A 22186-nucleotide genomic window follows, 5' to 3' on the forward strand; every position below is an offset into this window, starting at 1 on the left:
AAAATGTGACAGACTGCGGAACGCATTGTTAGAATTTAAGTGTAAATAACTGGTCCCGCAAACATGAATGATCCACCATTTGACACCGGAGCGTCGGACTCCAAACCACGCGAGCTGCGCTGGTGCTTCCTTACGATCACCGAATGGGCCATCGTGCTGGTGATTTTAACGGCGATGCTCCTGAGCACATCGGCATGGCAGCGTCACCGGCATACGTGCGCCATCTGCCGGCTTGAGCGGACGGACGTCACCTCACCGCTGGGACAATTAACCAGCACATTCCGCGAAACCTCCTGTTCCCGATGGTACGCTAAGCACGTGGCGGCGACGCATGAACATCTTTGGGCAGCAAATCCAACATCACAAAACGTCGATGCTTTGGGCGTGGCACGAGGAGCCGGCGACAACGAAAATCGCCCCGGTCGCGTGGTCTGGCGTCTGACGCCCGATGAGCAAATAGAAATCTATCAGCACTTCCCGCAACCACTGGAGGCCAAACGACTTTTCGTTTCACTCACAACACCTAAGGTCATGCGGGAACGTAACGACTTCCTAATTCTTGAGAAATTGCGTGCATGGAGCAACAACGGTTTTGCTGGACGCTGGGAAGATCAACAGGCAGAGAAAACAAATGACAAAAAATGAGGTCTCTCTGATGCGCACGTTCAATAGAATCCTACGCACGGAATTTAAACTACTACGCATTTGTTGAACAAAGAACCTCATGCGAAGCCAACATCCACTGCTCATCTGGATAATGTTGATCGCCCTCGGTCAGATGGCTGTCATTGGTGGATTAGTCGCTTACCGAGAACTTCCTAATGACGCGTCCACCATGGAAGCGGTGACAAGAGTTGCACTTCACGTAGTACTGTGGCCGTTATTTTTTTGGTCGGCACTCGCATTGTTGGCGGGGATCATGCTTGGCATCGAGTATTATCTGACTTTGCTACGACCTGGAAACTCGGTCCGCATAATCGATGGCGAATTTGAAAATCGGACTGGGATCGTCCTGAAAAGACACAATCGAAAATATTCCGGACCAGTCGACATTGTCTTGGAAGGCAACCAAGAGCCGGTTACGGTTCAGGCCTATCAATGTGAAAAGCAAGGTTGGTGCTCGAAGCTCATATGACTAGCTATGGGGCAATTACCCCCTGATATTTCCCGCTCGCAGTTCACATCTCCCCAGCCGCCGTTTATAATAAATACCACGGTCGATCGACTGCGCAGGCGGAATGACTAGCCGCAGTCACCCGCCCAAAATGCCCTCCGTTGCCTGATCGGCTGGCCGATATCGCGTAGTACTCCATCTGCTGAGCATTTTTTTGGATACGACCATGCACACAATCCCTCGCCCCGGAATTTGGTTTGTTCTCGCCGCCTGTACTGGCTTGCTAGCAGCCACCGATCTCTCGGCTGCCGAACCCGAGGTCGATTTCAATCGCGACGTGCGGTCGGTCTTTTCCAATATCTGCTTTGAATGCCACGGACCCGATGGCAATCAGCGGCAGACCGATTGGCGGCTGGACACCCAAGAGGGGGCATTCGGTGAACTTAGTGACGGTGAATTCGCGATCGTTCCCGGCAAGAGCAGCGAAAGTCAACTCTTCCAACGCATCTCCTCGAAAGACCCCGCCCTGCAGATGCCGCCGGAGGACTTTGCCAAACAACTCAAGCCGGAACAAATTGAATCCATCAAAAAATGGATCGACCAAGGCGCCGAGTGGCGGGGCCATTGGTCGTTCGATGCGCCCCAACAACCGGCCGTTCCCGCTGTCGAACACCAAGCAGCAGTCAAAAACCCAATCGACAACTTCGTCGTCGCCCGACTGGAAACCGAAGGACTCACCCCCGCTCCCGAAGCCGCCAAGGAGACGCTGATCCGTCGCGTCACCTTTGACCTGACGGGTCTACCACCCACAATTGCCGAACTCGATGCGTTTCTCGCTGATGATTCGCCGAACGCCTATGAGAAAGTCGTCGACCGGTTATTAGCGTCGCCCCGCTACGGTGAACACTTAGGCCGGTTTTGGCTCGATGCGGCGCGGTATGGCGATACCCACGGTTTGCATCTCGACAACGAACGATCGCTGTGGCCCTATCGCGATTGGGTCATCAACGCCTTCAATGACAACATGCCGTTTGACCAATTCACCGTCGAACAACTCGCCGGCGATTTGCTCCCTGAAGCGACGATGTCGCAAAAGATCGCCACCGGTTTCAACCGCTGCAACGTCACCACCAGCGAAGGGGGATCGATTGCCGAGGAATACCGCGTTCGCTACGCCGTCGATCGGGTGGAAACACTTTCAACAGTCTGGATGGGCATGACACTGGGCTGCGCGGTTTGTCACGATCACAAATTCGATCCATTCACGCAAAAAGAGTTCTATCAACTCTTCGCTTATTACAACAACATCGACGAAAACCCGATGGATGGCAACGCCCTGTTGCCGCCGCCGGTTATGAAGGTTCCCACACCGGATCAAATGGCGCGGCAAACGGAGTTGGATGCGGCGATTGCTGAGAAAAAAGCGTTGGTCGACGGTCCGCTGCCCGAAGTCGATTCCGCTCAAACCGTCTGGGAAACCGAGTGGAGCGAACAACTCCGCGACCGTTGGCAGATGTTGAACCCGCAACAATTCACCTCATCCGGCGGTTCAACACTGAGCTCATTAGAGGACTCATCCGTCTTAGCCAGCGGCGAGAACCCCGCTAAAGATGACTACGAAATCATCACGCAAATCGAGACACCAGGGATCACCGCGATACGTTTGGAAGCATTGACTCATGAGAGTTTGGCCGACAACGGTCCCGGCCGCGCGGGCAACGGAAACTTTCTGCTCACCGAATTCGAAGCCGAGATCGCGCCGGTCAGCGATCCGGAAAAATTCCAACCGATTAAATTCGCCAAGGCTCTGGCCGACTTTTCGCAGGCCGATGGCAAATATTTCATTGCCAAGGCAATCGATGGCGACTTCGGCGACGACAATGGCTGGGCGGTCGATGGCGGCAAGCGGCACGAAGACCGCACCGCCTTTTTCCTGCCGACTGAACCGTTCGGTTTCGCAGGCGGCACGATTCTCAAAATCAAATTGAAGCAACAATCGAAGTGGGACAACCATGCCATCGGACGCTTCCGTCTCTCCATCACCGACGATGGCGCGGTCCTGCCCGCCAAGGTCGAGGACTGGCATTTGGCTGGACCCTTTGAAGCTGAAAGCGGCAAGGCAGCCTTCGAGACGGCTTACCCCCCTGAATCCGCAGTCGACCTGACAGCGAAATATAACGAGGACAAAATCGCCTGGGCCAGCCGCCCTAAATTCAAAGACGGGAAATCCCACCGGCTTGAGGGGACCAACTGCGCGACCTACCTGTACCGCACCATCGATGCACCGTCACCCCGCCGCGCGACCTTCCGACTCGGCAGCGACGATGGGATCAAGATGTGGGTCAACGGTCAGGAAGTCTTAGCCCATGATGTCCAACGCACCGTCGCCCCCGACCAAGAACGCGTCACAGTCGACCTGAAACAAGGCAAAAACGAAATCCTGCTTAAAGTCGTCAACTACGGATCGCGGCACGAATTCTACTTCGACAAGACCATCGAAAACGCCAACTCCGAAGTCCTACAAATTACCCCCATATTGGCGAAGTCCGCTGAGAGTCGTAGCGATGACGAAAAGAAACAACTGCGCGACTACTTCCGTCGCAATTCTTCGCCTGAGTGGCAACAATTGAGCGACGAACTGGCGAAGTTGAACCAAGAACGCAAAACGCTCGTCGATGCCATTCCCGCCACAATGATCATGAAAGACCGCGACGAACCGCGGGATTGTTTTGTTCTCGAGCGAGGCGAATACACCAAACCAGGCGAAAAGGTCGAAATGGGTGTCCCCGCCTCAATGCCGCCGCTGCCGGAAAACGCCCCCAAAAACAGGCTGGCCTTGGCGCAATGGTTGGTTGCCCCCGAGCATCCGCTCACCGCGCGGGTCACGGTCAATCGCTATTGGCAACATTTCTTCGGCACCGGTATCGTCAAAACGGCCGAAGACTTCGGCTCGCAAGGCGAATGGCCCTCCCATCCGCGGTTGCTCGATTGGCTCGCCACCGAGTTCATTGGGACGGGTTGGGATGTCAAACGGATGCAGAAGTTAATTGTGATGTCCGGCACTTACCGCCAATCATCAAATATCACCCCCGAGTCGCACGCCCACGATCCGCAAAACCGGTTGTTGGCCCGCGGACCGCGATTCCGCCTCGACGCCGAAATGCTGCGTGACAATGCGTTATTCCTGAGCGGCACAATCGTCGAAAAAGTCGGCGGCAAAAGCGTCCGCCCCTATCAACCAGCCGGCATTTGGAAAGCGGTCGGCTATTCGGGAAGTAACACGGTGAACTTTGTCCGCGACAATGGCGACAAATTGTATCGCCGGAGCTTGTACATTTTTTGGAAACGAACAGCCCCGCCACCATCGATGATCACCTTCGATGCTCCGTCCCGCGAATCGTGCACCGTCCGCCGCGCGCGAACCAACACACCGTTGCAAGCGCTGGTGCTGCTCAACGACGAACAATACGTCGAAGCGGCCCGGAAATTCGCCGAGCGGATCATGACTGAAGGGGGGACAGACGCCAAGTCGCGAATCGAATTCGCCTTCCGCGCCGCCACCGCACGGCACCCCAACAAGGACGAAGCCCAACTTTTCCTAGATCTCTATAACGAACAATTGGCCACGTATCAGCAAGACAGTGAAGCGGCGGAAAAACTTCTATCAGTCGGCGAAGCTCCGCGGAAGCCCCAGCTCAACCCCGCCCAACTCGCCGCCTGGACGATCATCGCCAACACAATCCTGAACCTCAATGAAACGCTCACCAAAGGCTGATCCAAAACCACACGCGCCCTCAGCCTCCGGTTCTTCCGGGGAAAACCTGACGCATCGGGGATAAATGATGAACAACATATTCGACCCACATCTGTTACAAACCCGCCGGCATTTTTTCGGACGGACCGCTACGGGAATCGGGACAGCCGCTTTGGCGTCGACGTTAAATCCGGAGCTGTTCGGTGCTCCGACATCGGCCACCGAAACAGCCGACCACGGTGTGCTTGGCCAACCGCATTTTCCCGCCAAGGCCAAACGGGTCATCTACTTGTTCATGTCGGGCGCTCCCTCGCAATTGGACATGTACGACTACAAGCCGAACATGGCTGAGATGTTCGACAAGGATCTGCCCGATTCGGTCCGCAAAGGGCAGCGGATCACCACCATGACCTCGGGTCAAAAGCGATTGCCCATCGCCCCGACGCTGTTCAATTTCAAACAACATGGCCAATCGGGCGCGTGGATTAGCGAATTGTTGCCGCACACCGCCAAAATGGTCGATGACATGGCGATCATCAAGACCGTCAACACCGAAGCCATCAACCACGACCCGGCGATCACCTACATTCAAACCGGCGCGCAACTTCCCGGACGTCCCAGCATGGGCGCGTGGCTGTCCTATGGTCTGGGCGAGTCGTCACGGAATTTACCCAGCTTCGTGGTGCTACATTCATCATGGAGTGCGAAACGCGATGCACAAGCCCTGTATGCCCGCTTGTGGGGCGCGGGTTGGTTGCCATCTCGCTTCCAAGGCGTGAGCCTGCGTTCGCAAGGCGATCCTGTGTTGTATTTGTCGAACCCTCCCGGCGTCTCTCCGGATGTGCGTCGGAACATGCTCGATACGCTCGCCAAATTGAATGAACAACAATTCGCCGCTGTCGGGGATCCGGAAATCAATGCTCGTATTGCGCAATACGAAATGGCCTACAAAATGCAGACGTCGGTTCCCGAATTGACCGACATCTCCGGCGAAACCCAGGCCACGCTCGATATGTACGGTCCCGATGTCCACAAGCCGGGCACATTCGCAGCCAACTGTTTATTGGCTCGTCGACTCGCGGAACGTAATGTCCGCTTCGTGCAAGTCTTCATTCGAGGTTGGGACCAACATGGCAGCCTGCCCAAAGATATTCGTTCACAATGCGGCGATGTCGACCAAGGCAGTGCGGCTCTGCTCAAAGACCTCAAACAACGCGGCATGCTGGATGATACTTTGGTCATCTGGGGCGGCGAATTCGGCCGCACGGTCTATTGCCAAGGCACTTTGACCAAAACCAACTACGGCCGCGACCATCACCCCCGCTGCTTCACGGTCTGGATGGCCGGCGGCGGCGTCAAACCGGGCATCGTCTACGGCGAAACCGATGATTTCAGCTACAACGTCGTCGAAAATCCTGTGCACATCCACGATCTCAATGCCACCATTTTGCATTGCCTGGGCATCAACCACGAACGACTGACGCACCGCTTCCAAGGCCGCGATTTTCGCCTGACCGACATTCACGGTCGGGTTGTTCATGAAATCTTGGCATAAGAGTTGCACAATACGCCTTCCCCCGAAACCAGCCGGGGACGCAATTTGCGAATCGTCCGGTTTCCCGCCGAAGATCAGCGAAACCAATCCCCCCGAGCGGTGTTTATAGTTTTGCTGAGTGCGTAAAAGATTAGCAACTCATCGATACGAACGAGCAATTGTTCGTCATTGATGTCCAGGAGTGTCGGTCGTGTCTAAGTCAGCAAAATTCAAATTTCCTGCGATCAGTCTGCGCGCGCTGCTGATTAGCGGCATCACTGCCTTTGTCTTCGGTCTTGGCTTGAAGTCCTGCGCACCCTATTTTATTGAACAACGCGTCGTCGCCAAGATCGAGCAGTTGGGTGGTTCCGCGGAAACCACAATGATGCGTCCCTGTTGGATCCCCGACGCAATCCATGACGACTACCTAACATTGTTCGAACGGGTGGTTCGCGTAGAGCTAAATGGCCCCCGCATTGGAGACGAACATTTACAACAGCTCCAACTCTTTGAGCATCTGCAAAATTTGTCATTGGCACAAACCCGTATCAGCGACGAGGGACTCGCCCACCTACGTGAATTGCCAAAGCTGGAAGGACTCAATCTGCGGCTCACACAAATCACGAACGCGGGATTGCGGCAATTGCAAGAGTTGACAAACCTTACCTATCTCGTGCTCGATGCCACGCGTGTCAGCGATGCGGGGCTTGCCTTCCTTGGTGATATGCCTCGTTTGCAATTTCTCTCACTGCGTTCGACGCTGATCAGCCAAGCGGGTTTGAAGAGTTATCAACAAACCGCCCAGATGCTGACAGATCCGATCTACTCCCCACAAACCAGGCAAGACCCCGCCTGGCCGGCCTCCAAGAAAGCAGCGTCTCAACTCAACATGATGCCGCTCCCCCCCGCTTTGAAGCCGACTCCGGACCCGAGTCTTTGACGCAAAGCGGCCTCCGCAAAAATCGCGCGGGCTCGCTTGTCTCAAAATCGGCCTTTCCTCAATTCGCTCTCCCCGTTACACTTCGCGACCACATGTGCAGCACCCAAGGAATGGGTGCCCGGCGAGTTTACAGCCATTGATGCCCCCAAACCCGCCCACTACGCCGATAACGAAAGGGAGTTCGATTTATCGATGCAGCCGTTTCGATTCATTCATGCCGCCAACCTGTTACTGGACCACCAACTCCAACAGATCGACTACGCTGATCCGCACTTATGTGCCATCGCCGAAGACAGCACCCTCGCCGCGTTCCGCCAACTGGTGCGGACCGCTGTCGATGAACAAGCCGACTTTCTGTTGTTGACCGGAAACTGTTTTGACGCGGCCGACCAATGTCTGCTTGCCGAAATCGCCTTGCTCCGCGGCCTTGAGGAATTAGACGAACAGGGGATTGACGTCTACATCGTCCCCGGCCAGACCGACCCTGCCGCCTGTTGGTCGTCGTTACCGCCGCTTCCAAACAACACCACGATCTTGAGCGGCGAACGCCCCCTGTCGATCACGCGCGATGAAACCGTGATCGCCACCATTCATCCGTCGGCCAATAAGATCCGTACGACCACCGACGCCCCGTTCCCCATCGCGTTTCGTCAACACGAAGACTTCTTTCCGCCCATCGCGCGGCAGTTTGAGGAAGAACGCATTGATGGGCCGACAACCGAATACGAATTGGTCTCCAACGACGTTCGACCTGCACTAGACACGAAATCATCAGCAAGTCCAGAATTCAACGAAAACCTTGTCCGCTATTGGGTTCTGAATGCTGGCCCTGCGCGGCGAACCGTCTATGCGGAAAAAGCCGTCGCGCATCACCCCGGTGGAACGCAAGGCATCGCTCCCGCGCAGTCCGGACAGCACGGTTGTACGCTGGTCGAAGTCGACACAACCGGCAGCATAGAACTGACCTTCGTGCCGACGGCTGCTGTGCGTTTTGAAACTCTTGAGATAAACGTCCACCCCCACACCGACCGCGACGAATTACTGACTTCACTCACCACAGCGGTCGCCGCCGTCCATCGACATCCCTCAGAAACGGCTTGGCTGTTGTCCTGGCAAGTCCGCGGATACGGCCATGGTCGCGATTTATTGGCCGACAGCGATTTCCAACACGACATCGACGAGCACCTCCGGACGCATTTCCACGACCGCGATATTTACATTCGCAGTTTGGGAATCACATCGTCGGACGACGCCGCGTCGATTCTGGAATCGGCCCCTCAAGAAGAATTGGCCGCCGAATATTGGACCGCATTGACCCGTCCCCAACCGGCAACGGTTTCCGACACAGATGCTGACGAAGAGGCTCCACCGGAATTGCCGGTTATCTCGGGCGGAATGTGGGAGACACAACTGCGAGAATTAGAAAAAACCTTCAGCGACGGCGACCTGCTTGACCAAGCAGCGGCGCTGGGACGCGAATGGTTCGTGGAACAGACGGAGGAGTCGGCATGAAGATCACAGACATTTCGATCGATCATTGCGGCGTGTGGCACAACTTAAATCTGCCACTGAGCGACCCGGGAATGAGCGTCTTTTATGGCCCCAACGAAGCGGGCAAGTCGACGCTCATGCGCTTCGTGCGCGGCATGCTGTACGACTTCAAAAGCAGCGGGCTGGGCGATCCCGGTGGGCAGTCGGAGCTAAATAATGTTGCCGGCTCACTCACGCTTTCCACCGAAAGCGGATCCTATCGCATTGAACGCCGTTACACACAAGGCGTCGAAAATGCCGTCACGATCATCGGCCCCCATGGCGACCGTGTCGATCGCGATGAATTCGTAGAATTATTAGGCGGCGTGGACCAAGAAGTTTTCCACCGCGTCTTCGCTGTCGGGCTACGCGAGTTGCAAAAACTAGCGTCGCTCCATGAAGATCAAGTCGCTGAGAAAATCTACGGCTTAACGCTCGGACCGCAAAGCCAACGGATATTGCACGCGCTGGACGACATCGACAACAAATCACGAAAACTGATCGGGGCCAATCCGCAACACGGTCGCCTGCCGGAACTATTTGGCGAACGGGACCGCCTCAAAGCCGAACTCGATGCACTGGCGGGACTCAAAGACCGCCATCGAGAATTGTCCGACTCGCAACGAAAGTTGCAAGGCGAAATCGATGACATCAACGCCCGCCAAGAGGGGATCGAATCGCAACTCCGCGGCCATTTGTATATGCAACGGGCCTATGCCCCCTGGAATCGTGTACGCGCAGTGGAAGACGAATTGTCGCAACTTCCCGTTGTGGACAGTTTTCCTGAAAACGGTATCGAACGGTTGGACGAAATCGAACTCCAACTCGCCGAAGCGGCCGAAAAACGCGACCGATTAAAAAAACAAGCCAAGCACCACTTGGAACAAGCCGCCACGTTCGGCGGCAACAAAGACATCGCCAAATACGAAGTCACGCTGCAAGGTTTGGTCGACCAACGCGACTGGATCGCCGAACTGGAACAGCAGATTTCCCATGCGCAATCCAAATATGATAACCTGGAAAAGCAAGTCCTGGAACGCCAACCGCAATGGGGCGAAGGACATATTGCCGACCCTGCCACTGAGTTCGACACCAGCCCCAACGCCTACGCGCGGCTAGTGAGCACGGCCCGCGCCTTCAAACGTGTTGTCGCTCGCCGTGAAAAAACCAAACGGCGGGCAAAACGACTCAATAAGTTGTGCCAGTCGCAACAGGAAAAACTCGTTGCGGGATTGAGCCGGTATCGCGTCGATTCGGCGCAAGACGCACTGCTAGTCGTCCGCGAACGGCTCACCAATATGGAGACGCTGGGAGAGCTTAAACTCAACGAGCGCGAACTGCACAAGCGGCAACTCAGCTTCGACGAATTACGAGAACATACCGAAATCCGCTTAGCCCTGCCGGCCAGTTACTACATTTGCACCTGGGCCGTTACCGCATGCGGCGTGTTGTCGATTCTGGTCGGGGCCTTCCAAGGCGTGACTAACCAAATGACCATCGGCGCTGTGTTCGCACTGATCGGTTGTATGTTGGTGATGCTCAGCCGTTTGGCCAAACACCATTTCGAACAAGGCGTCGATCATCGCTTAGAGGAAATCTCATTAGCGGCCGATCAAAACTTTGAAGAGCTGCGTCGTGTCCGCGAAGAAATCCTCGAGGTGCTTGGTGATTCTCCCGGCAAAGCCGATGACGGAAACTGGTTGCCCGAGGCGGAGGAGATGCGGAGTTGCGCGCGAGAAATCGCCGATTTGGAACGCTTGGCGGTTTCGGAACGCAAACTCGAACGAAATCGCCAACGCTTGGAAAACGCCAACAACGCCATTTACGAATCGCAACGCAATGTCGCCGGGACGCGGCAGAGCTGGCAACAACTGCTCTCGCAACTCGGACTGCCTGAAACATTGGACGTGAATGAAGCCTTTACCATTTGGCAATCGCTCGTCGAGTTGTCTCACGATCGCCATAAATTTCGCATTGCCAAAATCGAACTCAAAAGCCGCCGGCAAATGTATACGTCGTTCTGTCGCCGTATCGCCGCCGTCGGTCGCCGCATGCACGAATGGGAACACAACTTTGATCAACCCTTGGTCGTTTTGGACCATTGGGAAGCACAGCTCAAAGCACTGCACGGGGGTCGCGACGAACGTCGCCGTCTCCGCCGCGAAGCCCGCGACCTAGCCCGCACCGCCGCCGAATGTCGCGCTGCGGTCCAAGACTACAAAAATCAACGCGCCGCCCTGCTCCGCGAAGCGGGTGCTACGGACCGCGAAGACTTTGAATTACGGTCACAAGCATTGTCCCGCCGCATTTTACTAGAGCGCCAACTCCAACAAGCCAACGAAGATCTGCGAACAGCCGGCGAAAGCGATCACGAACTCGCCGTCACCGAAGAAGACTTAGAATTGTTCGATGCCGCCCACAATACGGAATGCATTGACCTGTTAAAGATGGAACAAGAAGACCTGCGAAACGACCTGCAGGAGGCCTACAAAAACCAAGGCAGTCTCCGCCGAGAATTGGAGGTCATCGAAGCCGACCAACAATCGCGACATCTTCGCCGGGAAATCGCGCAAGTTCAACAACGTATCCACACCGCTGGGGCGGAATGGTTCGCTCTGCAGCGTGCCAAGCTCGCCGTCGAACAGATGCGGCACCATGTCGAACGCACCCGGCAACCGGTCACCATCGCCGACGCATCGCGCTACCTCACACGCATTACCTGCGGCAAGTACCGCAACATCTGGACCCCGCTCGGCAAACGCAGCCTTCGGATCGACGACGAACATGGCCATAGCCTCTCCGTCGAAAGCCTCAGCAGCGGCACGCGGGAACAATTGTTCCTGGCGATACGCATGGCGTTGATTCATGATTACGCCCGCCACGGCGTCACGCTGCCGATGGTCCTGGACGACGTGCTGGTGAACTTCGACGAAAATCGCACCGAAGCCGCCCTCGAAGCCCTCTCCGACTTTTCCCGGCAAGGCCACCAAGTGCTGATGTTCACCTGCCATCGCCACTTGGCACACATGGCAAAGACCAAAGGCTGCGAACCCATCTGGCTCCCCAGCCGCACTGACACCGCCGAAGCCGCATAGCATGCTTAATTAAGCGCCTGGACTTCAAACCCCTCTCCTCCCTCTGGGAGAGGGCCGGAGTGAGAGTTTTCGCACAACAGTCGTCGCCCATTACCGAATTTCGGTCGGACAACCTGCTGTCCTATACAAAAAGGTGCGCACCCGTCGTCATCGGCCCCCCGCGCTAACGTCCGGATTGACAGTGGGAATCCCCGCACCGACGCTCTTCCGCCACGCTCGCAACTGCTTGAGCATCGAAGTGGCGCGTTGCGGATTCGACTTGGCCAAATCGTGTTGCTCCCCCAGATCGTCAGATAGATTATAGAGTTCCACGCGGTCCCCTTCGAAGAACTCAATCAACTTCCAATCCCCCGCCCGAATGGCGCTGGCCGGTGTGGTCGTTGGGTAATAATGCGGAAAATGCCAATACAGCGCATCGCGGGAAAGCTCCGCAGAAGGGTCTTTCAGCAACGGCACTAGATCCATGCCATCGACAACAGCGTTCCACTGCGACCGGTCATCAGCCCCGGCAATCTCCAGAATTGTGGGATACAAATCCTCTGAAGAAACCGGTTGATTGCAAACCGCTCCCGCATCAGTCACACCCGGCCAATCGACGATCAACGGCACGCGAAGGCCCCCTTCATACATCGCCCCCTTGCCTGATCGCAGTGGCGCATTGGTCGTCGGAATTTGCCCGCGCACCGGATTCACGACGCCCCCGTTATCCGACGTAAAAACCACCACGGTCCGGTCGGCGATCCCTTGTCGAGTCAGCGTTTCTAATATACGGCCCACACTTTCATCCAAGCTCTGCACCATCGCCGCATAGTCGGGATTTTTGTGCAGCAACCCCGGCTTCAGTTTCTTGCGGTACCGCTCCACAATCTCCGCCTTCCCTTCAATCGGGCTATGCACGGTGTGATAACACATGTTTAAAAAGAAGGGGCGCTCCCCCGCTTCCTCAATCACTTGGACGGCCGCGTCGGTCAGTCGATCGGTCAAATAATCCTCTGATTTGCCCGGCCCGAGTCCTGGTACGTACCTCGGTTCGCCGTCCGACCATGCCCCAGCAAACGGATGGAAAAACGTCGCCGGTGCGCCCCAAAACGTCCCCCCAATGTTGAAGTCGAACCCCTGTGTCTCGGGATAATATCCGGCGGTCCCCAAATGCCATTTGCCAATGTGCGCCGTCAGATAACCTCGTTGCTGCAATACCTCGGCCAATGTGATTTCATCATGCGGCAGATTCGCTAATGATTTCGGCGGCAACAGTTTGCGTCCCTGTTCTGGGCCGGCTGCTGCCCGTTCGTGCCAAATGGTCATGGGGATCCGCGCGGGGTATTTCCCCGTCATGATCGCCGCCCGCGTCGGCGAACAAATCGCAGCCGCTGCATAGGCGTCGGAAAATCGCAAACCCTCGGTCGCTAGCCGGTCAATGTGCGGCGTTTCATGCAGGTCCGCCCCATAACACCCAATGTCGGCCCAGCCCAAATCATCGACCAGCAACAACACGATGTTCGGCCGCTCCACCGGTTCAGCCGCGACCGACCGATCTCCACACGCAGCTACAACGGACAATGCGCTGATTAACAAAGTAGCAATACTTTTCATGAGTCGATTCCCTGTTGCAACCTACGCTCGCAATGCCTCACGTCCTAATGACAGAAATTCAATCGGCAGCGCCGCTCGCTTTTGATCGACTAAGTCGGCCAGCACTTCGCCGATCGACGAGGTAAACTTAAAGCCATGCCCCGAAAAACCCGCGCCGATCACCACGTTGTCGTGCTCCGGATGCCGGTCGACGATGAAATGGCTGTCGGGCGTTTTGGTATACATGCAAACCACGTGCTGCGCCGCGCGCGTGGGAAGATCGGGCATGAATTTAGCAATGAATTCGCCAGGCCCCACGGTGTCCGCTTTCCGCAACGAACGATCAACCAGCAACGGATCCGCGACGGTCTCCCCACCGGTATGCTCCGCCAATTTGACCCGCCCGTTGATCCGCGGAAATCCATAAAACTCCCCACCCGCCGTTTCAAAGAAAAAGCAGGGGTTGCCCGCAGCCACATCGAATTTCTGGGCCGGCGTTTCGTACCACAGCAACACTTTTCGCAACACTTCGAGCGGCACATTCAAATCCGCCAGTAAGGGCCGACTCCACGCACCTGCTGAAATAATCAAACCACCCGCCGCGTATTCTCCCCGGTCAGTCCGCACACGCACACCCGGTCCCTCAATCCGCCAATCGATAACTGTTTCGTTGACATGCAAGTCGGCACCGTATTTCACCGCTGCATCCAAATGGGCGCGAACGCAGGCCTCCACGTCCAAATACCCCGCTTCCGGTTCATACACGACGGAAAACTCCTCGGGGAAATTATAGGTTGGAAAGCGTTTCCTCCCTTCGGCGGCGGTGAGCGATTCAATTGTCAATGCATGCTTTGCCACCGCGATTTTCGCCCCGGTCACCACATCGGAATCTTGCATTCCGCCAATGACCAAGCCGACTTCGTGATACAAGTCCTCGCCGCACTCCGCCTCAAGTTCCCTCCACAATTCGTAAGCCCGTAATAACAACGGTACGTAATCGGAGTGCTCGAAATACGCCTTGCGGATCACCCGGGTTTCCCCATGCGAACTCCCCCGGTCATGGGCCACGCCGAACCGCTCCAGTCCCAACACCCGCGCGCCGCGCTTTGACAAATGATAGATCGCGCTGCTGCCGAATCCTCCGGCGCCCAGAACGATGAAGTCAAATGTTGCCGACATAACGAATTTTCCCGCGTGCGAATTGGGATTCTTGCCGACGTCATTAAACGGAACCTGTCCAGGACATGCAACGCGCGTCTTCCGTCACAATTTTCCCCGATCGCCCGCCTGATCGGCCCGTATCCCCGAGAAATGGGGACATACAGCGAAAAAGAGACCTGCAATTGCAAAAAACGTCTGGATTTCGAATTGTCACCGCTTACAATAACCCCAGACGGTTTTGGACGTCTGCCACGCACGTTGACTCACAGGTCGGCCAGTCGCAGAACGGAAAGATGTCGTGTTTGCAACCTTTGTTGGTAGGCGAAAGTTGTGGGCGTAACGATTGAAACCATGTCTATAAAATTGAATGCGTGACTTGTGACCGGTCACGCGCACGAGAAGCGACTGAGTTACGGGGGTTGCCAGTCTTCACTATTCCATTGTCTTGAGAATTTCGAATTCTCTAGCGGAGGCTGCAGCGCGATGAAACCTTTCACTATTGCTCTGACGTTATTGTTTTTAATTACGGTCACGACCGAAGAGGCTTTCAGCCAACGTGGTGGGGGTCGAGGGGGTGGTGGCCGCGGCGGAGGCGGTGCTAGCCGAGGTGGCGGCGGATCACGCGGGGGCGGCTTTCGAGGCGGAGGAGGTTCACGCGGCGGCTTTAGTCGTGGAGGTTCGAGAGGCGGATCGCGCGGTGGCATTAGCAGAGGTTCGCGCGGTGGATCGCGTGGCGGCTTTAGCGGTGGATCGCGTGGCGGATCACGTGGCGGTTTCTCCGGTGGCTCACGCGGTCGGTCCAGTGGCGGATCACGGGGTGGCTTCTCCGGCAGAAGTTCGCGCGGAAGTTCCTCGCGTGGTTTTTCCAGCCGCAGTCCTTCGCGCGGCGGTACGTCCAGCCGCAGTTTTAGCTCACGTGGTCGATCAGGTGGCAGTACCGCCCGCAGCGGCGGATCCAGCCGCAGTCGCGCCGGAAGCAGTCCGCGCAGAGCCGGAATCAGCGGCAGTCGTCGTGGTGGTGGCACTTCACCACGTGGCTCAATAACGATGCGTCCTGGAAGTCGTGGCAATATCAATTCCGGTGGACGCGGTGGAATCCGCGGTGGCGTGACTGCCCCCGGTGGTAGACGTTCGATCGCAGGCCCAGGCAGTCGCGGCGGCCGTGGTAACGCAGGCCCAGGCGGCAGTCGCGGTGGTCGCGGTAACGCAGGCCCAGGCGGCGGTCGTGGTGGTCGTGGTAACGCAGGCCCAGGTGGTGGTCGTGGGAATCAAATTGCAGGCAGCGGAAGACGTGGCGGGCCAGGCGGCAACTCCTCCTATTACCGTGGTGGAAATCGCTCCGGAAACCGAGGTGGTTATAATCGTGGCCGCGGCGGTTACGGTAAGGGGCGTTACGGCCGAGGTGGTTATGGCTGGCGTGGTTATGGATATGGCCGACGTGGATACGGTCGTTATGGCTACGGCCGTAGGGGCTATTACGGATACTATGGCAATTGGCTCTTCGGTTTTTGGGGACTCCCCTGGTACTCCAGAGGCTATGGCTATGGAGGTGGGTACGGCTATGGCTACCCCTACTACTCAGCCTATACCGATTGGGGCTACCCATCCTACTATTCGAATCCCTATTACGTAGCCGTCGATAATTCCGTCGTCGACTACTCACAACTACTCGCCGAACCCGCCGAAGAATCGGCGTCGGATGCTGGCCTGCAAAGCTTCGACGATGCTCGTGCTGCCTTTAAGCAAGGGGATTACACCCGGGCAATGCAATTGGTCGATAGCGCGCTGGTGACCATGCCGTTGGACAGTGTGTTGCACGAATTCCGCGCCTTGATTCTGTTTGCGCAAGGCAATTACGAGGAAGCCGCATCGGTGCTACATCCCGTTTTGTCAGCCGGCCCCGGTTGGAACTGGTCGACGTTGCTGGGACTGTACACCAATGTCGACGTCTATACACAACAACTGCGCGCCTTGGAGAAATACCGCAACGATCACAAGCAATCGGCACTCGTCCGTTTCTTGTTGGGGTACCAGTATTTGACCTGTGGTCACAACACGGCAGCGGCCGACGAATTTGCCAAGGCGGTCGCACTCCAACCCGATGATCAACTGTCACGTAACTTGTATCAGCAACTCACGGGCGAAAACCTACCAGCTGCAACAAAGGATCCAGCCCCCGTCGCCAACGACGATGCGCCGGGCGAATTTACAAAACCAATCGTCGTTCCTCCTGGGGACGCTGAGGAACCGGAGGTGAAACAACCTCCCACCCCTCCTGCGGCAGAAGAATTCAAACCACAGTCGCCGACTGCGGAAGAACAACCTTCCGACAAACAACCCATGTTAGAAGCGCCCGCCGACGCCCAGCCGCAAGCACCGCAGTCGGACGACGCTCAACCGGACGCTTCACAACCTGACGCAACCGAGGAGCCGAAACCGGAACAGCCCGCTGCCGATGCGCCGGACGAATCGACACCAGCCACGAAGGAGGACCAACCCGATCCGGCAGTCCCTCAGGCCGCTCCCAAAGCGGATTTGAAGAAATATGTGGGAACCTGGAAGTCGGTCAGCGAAGACAATATGAAGTTTGAGTTAACGCTGACCGACAAGGGAACCTTCACCTGGGTTTATACAGCCAAAGGAGAAACCCATAAATTCAGCGGTGAATACGTGATTGGCAACGGATTGCTGACGCTGGCACGGCCTGATCACAACGCCCTGGTCGGTCGACTCAAATGGGTCGACGACAAAAGTTTCAACTTCAAAATCGTAGGTGGCGGCGATGAAGATTCTGGACTGACGTTCAAAAAATAACGTAACAGAATATTCATTTTCAGTTGTAAAAAAGAGAAGACAGGCGCGGGAACCCTGAGGCGTTTCCGCGCCTTTTTTGATATCCACAGGACCGATTTTGCTCATGCAGGAAAATCTCTGGATCTGCCTGTTGCAGCTTCGCGCAACAGAAGCGATAATTAGAGTCATTAGCAAAATTGTCCCACTCCCCGGCGTCGCTCGCGCACGAGAGAAAGCTACATCGACATGAACAGCCGCATGCCAATCCTCGCCAACCTGACACTCGTCGCGACCTTGTTCATGGCCGCGCCCACGAACCTAACCGCCGGCGATTGGCCGATGTTTCGTTACGACGCCGGCCGCACCGCCTCGTCGCCACACGAACTGCCCACCGACCTGCAGTTGCAATGGGCCCGAGAGTACTCGCCTCGCATTACAGTGTGGGATGATCCGCTCAACCAAGACCTCATGAAATACGATCGTGTGTTTGAACCAATCATTCTGGGCGACACACTCTATATCGGCTTCAACGACAGCGACAAAGTCGTCGCGCTCGACACCAAAACCGGCGAGGAAAAATGGCGAGTCTATGTCGACGGCCCGGTGCGATTTCCTCCAGCAGCGGAAGATGGCAAAGTCTATTTTGTCAGTGACGATGGATTTTTGTATTGCGTAAGTGCCGAGACCGGCGAAGAAATCTGGAAATTCCGCGGCGGCCCCTCCGATCGCCGCATCCTGGGCAATGAACGATTGATCTCCACGTGGCCCGCACGCGGCGCACCGGTACTCCGCGATGGGTCGGTCTATTTCGCCGCCAGCATTTGGCCCTTCATGGGAACATTCATCTACGCCCTCGATGCCGAAACCGGCCAGATCCAATGGGTCAATGACGGCACCGGCGCGGACTACCTACAACAACCACACAACTATCCCGCGTTCGCCGGCGTCGCTCCCCAAGGCTGCTTGGTAGCCACCAAGGACAAGTTGATCATCCCCGGCGGGCGCTCGATCCCCGCTGTGTTCGACCGAGAGACCGGCCGTTTTGAATACTTCCATCTTGCCAAGTACGGCAAGTCGGGAGGGTCTTGGGCATTTGCCAACGACGATATCTTTTTTGGTCACGAACGCGATGACGAATACTCCCGCTTCGACATCAAAACCGGGAACTCCCTGGGACGCAGCAAAGGCAAACAGCCCGTTGTTTCCGACGATGGCTATTATTATTGCGGCGACTCCATCATCAAACGCCCGCTCGATGCTCCCGGCAATGCCGCCTGGGAACTCGAAGCGGATGCAAACAACGACATGATCCGCGCCGGTGATCGGCTGTACGCCGCCGGCAAAAATGGCATCACCATTATTCAACTCCCCCAAAACGGCGAGCCTCAAAAAATCGTCGGCCGCATTCCGGTCGAGGGCGATGTCAAACGATTAATCGCCGCCGACGACCGTCTATTCGCAGTGACGCTCGACGGCAAGCTCATGGCATTCGGCGCCGACGAAGTCGCCCAGCCGGTGGTGATTACTGATAAGCCCACTAAGAACGAACTGGACGAGCAAACCGAAAAATTCGTCGAAGAGACCCTGCATGCCACCGACGATCGCAATGGGTATGCCGTCATGTACGGTGTGCAAGATAACGATGCACTCGAAGCACTCGCGCGGCAGACAGACTTTAACATTATCGGTGTCAGCCCCGATGCGGAAATTGTCGAAAAACTACGACGACGATTGGATGATGCCGGACTGTACGGTAGCCGTATCGCCTTGCACGTCGGCGAGGTCGACAGCTTCGATCTGCCCCCTTATTTCTCGTCGTTCACCTTCGGTATTCATGTTGACGATCCGGAGACGCTGAAGACGGTTTTTGAGACCCTGCGTCCCTACGGGGGCCGAGCATTGTTCGTGGGTGAATTCGATGCGAACAAAAAATTGATCGAGCAGGCCGGACTAGAAGGCGTACTCCATGGACGGATGGGAGACATCAGCATCGTCACCCGAAAAGGTGCACTCCCCGGTGCGGGCGACTGGACACACCAATACGGCAATATCCGCAACACGATCAAATCCGACGACAAGCTCGTCAAACTGCCTTTGGGGATTTTGTGGTTCGGCGGTAGTTCCAACATGGACGTCCTCCCCCGTCACGGACACGGTCCCCCGGAACAAATCATCGGTGGACGGCTATACATCCAAGGCATGGACAGCTTAAGCGCCCGTGACGTCTACACCGGCCGCGTGATCTGGAAAACGCTGCTTAAAAACCTCGGAACCTACGGTACGTTTTTCGACCAGACCTACAAAAACACACCGCTGAGCACCGAATACAATCAAGTCCACATTCCCGGCTCCAATGCGCGGGGCACAAACTTTATCGCCACCGAGGATAAGGTCTACATCATCGAAGGGAAGTTCATCCGTGTATTGGATGCCCGCGATGGATCGACTGTGACCTCCATTCCGCTCCCCAAAAATGCTGAGGGCGAGTCGCCGGAAAGTTGGGGGTATTTGGGAGTCGCCGGAGATGCACTCATCGCCGGAGCCGGATTTGCCGACTTCTCTAAAAAGCTCAACATGCCGCACGATGAAAGCGACAAACGTCGTAGCAAGTGGCGTTTCACCGATTACGACAAATCGGCCAGCGCCGCTCTGGTGGTCATGGATCGGCAAACCGGAAAAATCCGCTGGCGAGCCAAGGCCCAACACGGATTTCTACACAACGCCATCACAGCCATGGACGGTGTTTTGTACTGCTTGGACAAATTGCCGCCCAACTTGGAAGAGAAACTCCGGCGCCGGGGACAAGCCAAGCCCGAAACCTACAAATTGACCGCCTACGACCTGCAAACGGGCGAACCGCTTTGGCAAACCAATGAAAATGTCTTCGGCACTTGGCTGAGCTGCTCCCAAGAGCACGGTCTCATGTTGCAATCGACCCGCCCCTCGAATGATACGGTTCGTACCGAAGATGGATCGAGAATGATCGCTTATAAGGCGAAATCCGGTGAGGTCGTCTGGGACAAGCCGCTGAAATATTCCACTCCGCCCATTCTGCATGGCGATGACATCATTGCCGGCGGAAAAATGTACAGCCTACTCACCGGCGATGTCAGGTATCGCACCGATCCAATCACCGGTCAAAAAGCGGAATGGACATTCGTTTCGACCAAAGGGTGCAACTACCCCATCGCCAGCGAGAATCTAATTACGTTCCGTTCGTCGGCCGCTGCGTTTTTTGATCTCACCGGCGATGGCGGGACGGGACACTTCGGTGGATTCAAATCGGGCTGTACGTCCAACTTGATCGCCGCCGGTGGTTTGCTCAACGCCCCCGATTACACCCGCACCTGCCGTTGTTCCTTCCAAAACCAAACATCGCTGGCCATGGTGCACATGCCGGGACTAGAAATCTGGACGCACAACGACTTCGCCTATGATGGCAACCGTGTCAAACAGGTCGGCATTAATTTCGGCGCGCCGGGCGATCGTCGCGCGGATAACGGCACGCTGTGGATGGAGTTCCCCAGTGTGGGCGGCCCCTCCCCAAATATCGATGTCAGCGTCAACGGAGACATCGATTACTTTCGGCACCACGCATCGCGAATCGACGGTGAACAACCATGGGTCGCCGCTTCGGGAGTCACCGGCGCCCAGGACATCGTGATTCACCTCACACCAAAACAGAATGATCAAGCTGGCCTGCATGTTCCCGTCAAACAGGACAGCGACGATGCGGAAGAAGCTTCGAACGGCGACGTCTCGCTGGGAAGCAGTGACTTGGAATTGGTCGAAGATAGCAGCAGCCAAACGGTCGGGATTCGTTTTCAGGACGTCCCGATCCCTCGCGGCACCAAAATTAAGTCCGCCTACATTCAGTTCAAAGTCGATGAGCCTTCCAGCGCCGAAGCGGATATGACCATCACCGCCGAAGCCACAGCCAACGCCGCGGAATTTACAAAGGAAGTAGACAACCTCTCCTCCCGCAAGCGGACGAAGGCCGAAGTCAATTGGAAACCCAAACCGTGGCTCAAAGAGGGAGACACCGGCCTCGATCAACGCACCGCCGATTTGACAGCCCTGCTGCAGGAAATCGTCGACGGTCCCGATTGGAAACCGGGCAACGCCGTTGCATTTCTCATCGAAGGCTCGGGCAGCCACGTCGCCAAGGCCCGCGACCGCGACAAAGAGGGAGCCCCGCAGTTGGTATTAGACATAGGGGACAGTGCTCCCAAGAAGGCGGAAGTCGCAATCCGGCCCTACACGGTACGGCTCTTCTTCACCGAGCCTAATTCCTCTTTGCAACCAGGCCAACGGCAGTTCGATGTCACATTACAAGACACAACCGTGCTTAAAGACTTCGACATCACCGCCGCCGCTGAGGGCCCCCAACGTGCGGTGATACGTGAGTTCCACGGCATCCCCATCGAAGAAACCCTCACCATCGGTTTAGGGACCACCGGCCCGAACAAGGCCGTCCTATCCGGCGTCGAGGTAATCGCTGAGGATTAATTACCCCGGGTGGGTCACCCAAACCGACCGTTCGCAGTCGCGCTAGACGATTTCTACGCAGGTTTGTTCTTTGATGAAGACCGACAGTCTGGCAAGCACCGGTCCGGAGGCCGGGATGGCCGGGATCTGCATGACGCCGGTTTACCGGCGTTGGCCGCGCAGCGGTAATAGGCCCGTCGTTCAC

12 protein-coding genes are annotated in these 22186 nt (G+C 56.4%); 10 read left to right on the forward strand and 2 right to left on the reverse strand.

Annotated features, from left to right (window positions below; translation table 11 throughout):
* Positions 1-63 precede the first annotated feature (63 nt).
* The 7 genes from CA54_RS00515 (at position 64) to CA54_RS00545 (ending at position 11967) form a co-directional block, all read left to right on the forward strand.
* A complete protein-coding gene (locus CA54_RS00515) occupies positions 64-645 on the forward strand; it encodes a hypothetical protein (RefSeq protein WP_146368931.1) in 582 nt (193 codons plus the stop codon).
* 79 nt (positions 646-724) lie between these two features.
* Entirely contained in the window at positions 725-1135 is a 411-nt protein-coding gene (locus CA54_RS00520; protein ID WP_146368932.1) for a KOW motif-containing protein, read from the forward strand.
* 205 nt (positions 1136-1340) lie between these two features.
* Complete coding sequence (locus tag CA54_RS29065; RefSeq protein ID WP_197532094.1) at positions 1341-4889, forward strand: DUF1553 domain-containing protein; 3549 nt, start codon at positions 1341-1343, stop codon at positions 4887-4889.
* Between the two features lie 67 nt (positions 4890-4956).
* On the forward strand, positions 4957-6423 hold the full coding sequence (locus tag CA54_RS00530; RefSeq protein WP_146372224.1) for a DUF1501 domain-containing protein: 1467 nt from the start codon (positions 4957-4959) through the stop codon (positions 6421-6423).
* A gap of 190 nt (positions 6424-6613) precedes the next feature.
* On the forward strand, positions 6614-7342 hold the full coding sequence (locus CA54_RS00535) for a hypothetical protein (protein WP_146368933.1): 729 nt from the start codon (positions 6614-6616) through the stop codon (positions 7340-7342).
* 114 nt (positions 7343-7456) lie between these two features.
* Positions 7457-8854, forward strand: a complete 1398-nt coding sequence (locus CA54_RS00540) for a metallophosphoesterase family protein (protein WP_146368934.1) — start codon at positions 7457-7459, stop codon at positions 8852-8854.
* Complete coding sequence (locus CA54_RS00545; RefSeq protein WP_197532095.1) at positions 8851-11967, forward strand: AAA family ATPase; 3117 nt, start codon at positions 8851-8853, stop codon at positions 11965-11967. Before CA54_RS00540 ends, CA54_RS00545 begins: the two co-directional genes overlap by 4 nt.
* Before the next feature lie 147 nt (positions 11968-12114).
* Here CA54_RS00545 and CA54_RS00550 read toward each other — a convergent pair whose 3' ends face one another.
* Both CA54_RS00550 and solA read right to left on the reverse strand, forming a co-directional pair.
* A complete protein-coding gene (locus CA54_RS00550) occupies positions 12115-13560 on the reverse strand; it encodes a sulfatase (RefSeq protein WP_146368936.1) in 1446 nt (481 codons plus the stop codon).
* 21 nt (positions 13561-13581) lie between these two features.
* Positions 13582-14718, reverse strand: a complete 1137-nt coding sequence (gene solA / locus CA54_RS00555; RefSeq protein WP_146368937.1) for an N-methyl-L-tryptophan oxidase — start codon at positions 14716-14718, stop codon at positions 13582-13584.
* 538 nt (positions 14719-15256) lie between these two features.
* Between solA and CA54_RS00560 the strand changes: the two genes are divergently transcribed.
* The 3 genes from CA54_RS00560 (at position 15257) to CA54_RS00570 (ending at position 22002) form a co-directional block, all read left to right on the forward strand.
* Positions 15257-15745 (forward strand): hypothetical protein, encoded by a 489-nt coding sequence (locus tag CA54_RS00560; protein ID WP_146368938.1) that lies wholly within the window; start codon positions 15257-15259, stop codon positions 15743-15745.
* Positions 15746-15747: 2 nt separating this feature from the next.
* A complete protein-coding gene (locus CA54_RS30070; RefSeq protein WP_146368939.1) occupies positions 15748-17514 on the forward strand; it encodes a hypothetical protein in 1767 nt (588 codons plus the stop codon).
* A 237-nt stretch (positions 17515-17751) separates the two neighbouring features.
* Positions 17752-22002 (forward strand): outer membrane protein assembly factor BamB family protein, encoded by a 4251-nt coding sequence (locus tag CA54_RS00570; protein WP_197532096.1) that lies wholly within the window; start codon positions 17752-17754, stop codon positions 22000-22002.
* Positions 22003-22186: the final 184 nt, after the last annotated feature.

The sequence above is a fragment of the Symmachiella macrocystis genome (assembly GCF_007860075.1).
GTDB classification, from domain to species: domain Bacteria; phylum Planctomycetota; class Planctomycetia; order Planctomycetales; family Planctomycetaceae; genus Symmachiella; species Symmachiella macrocystis.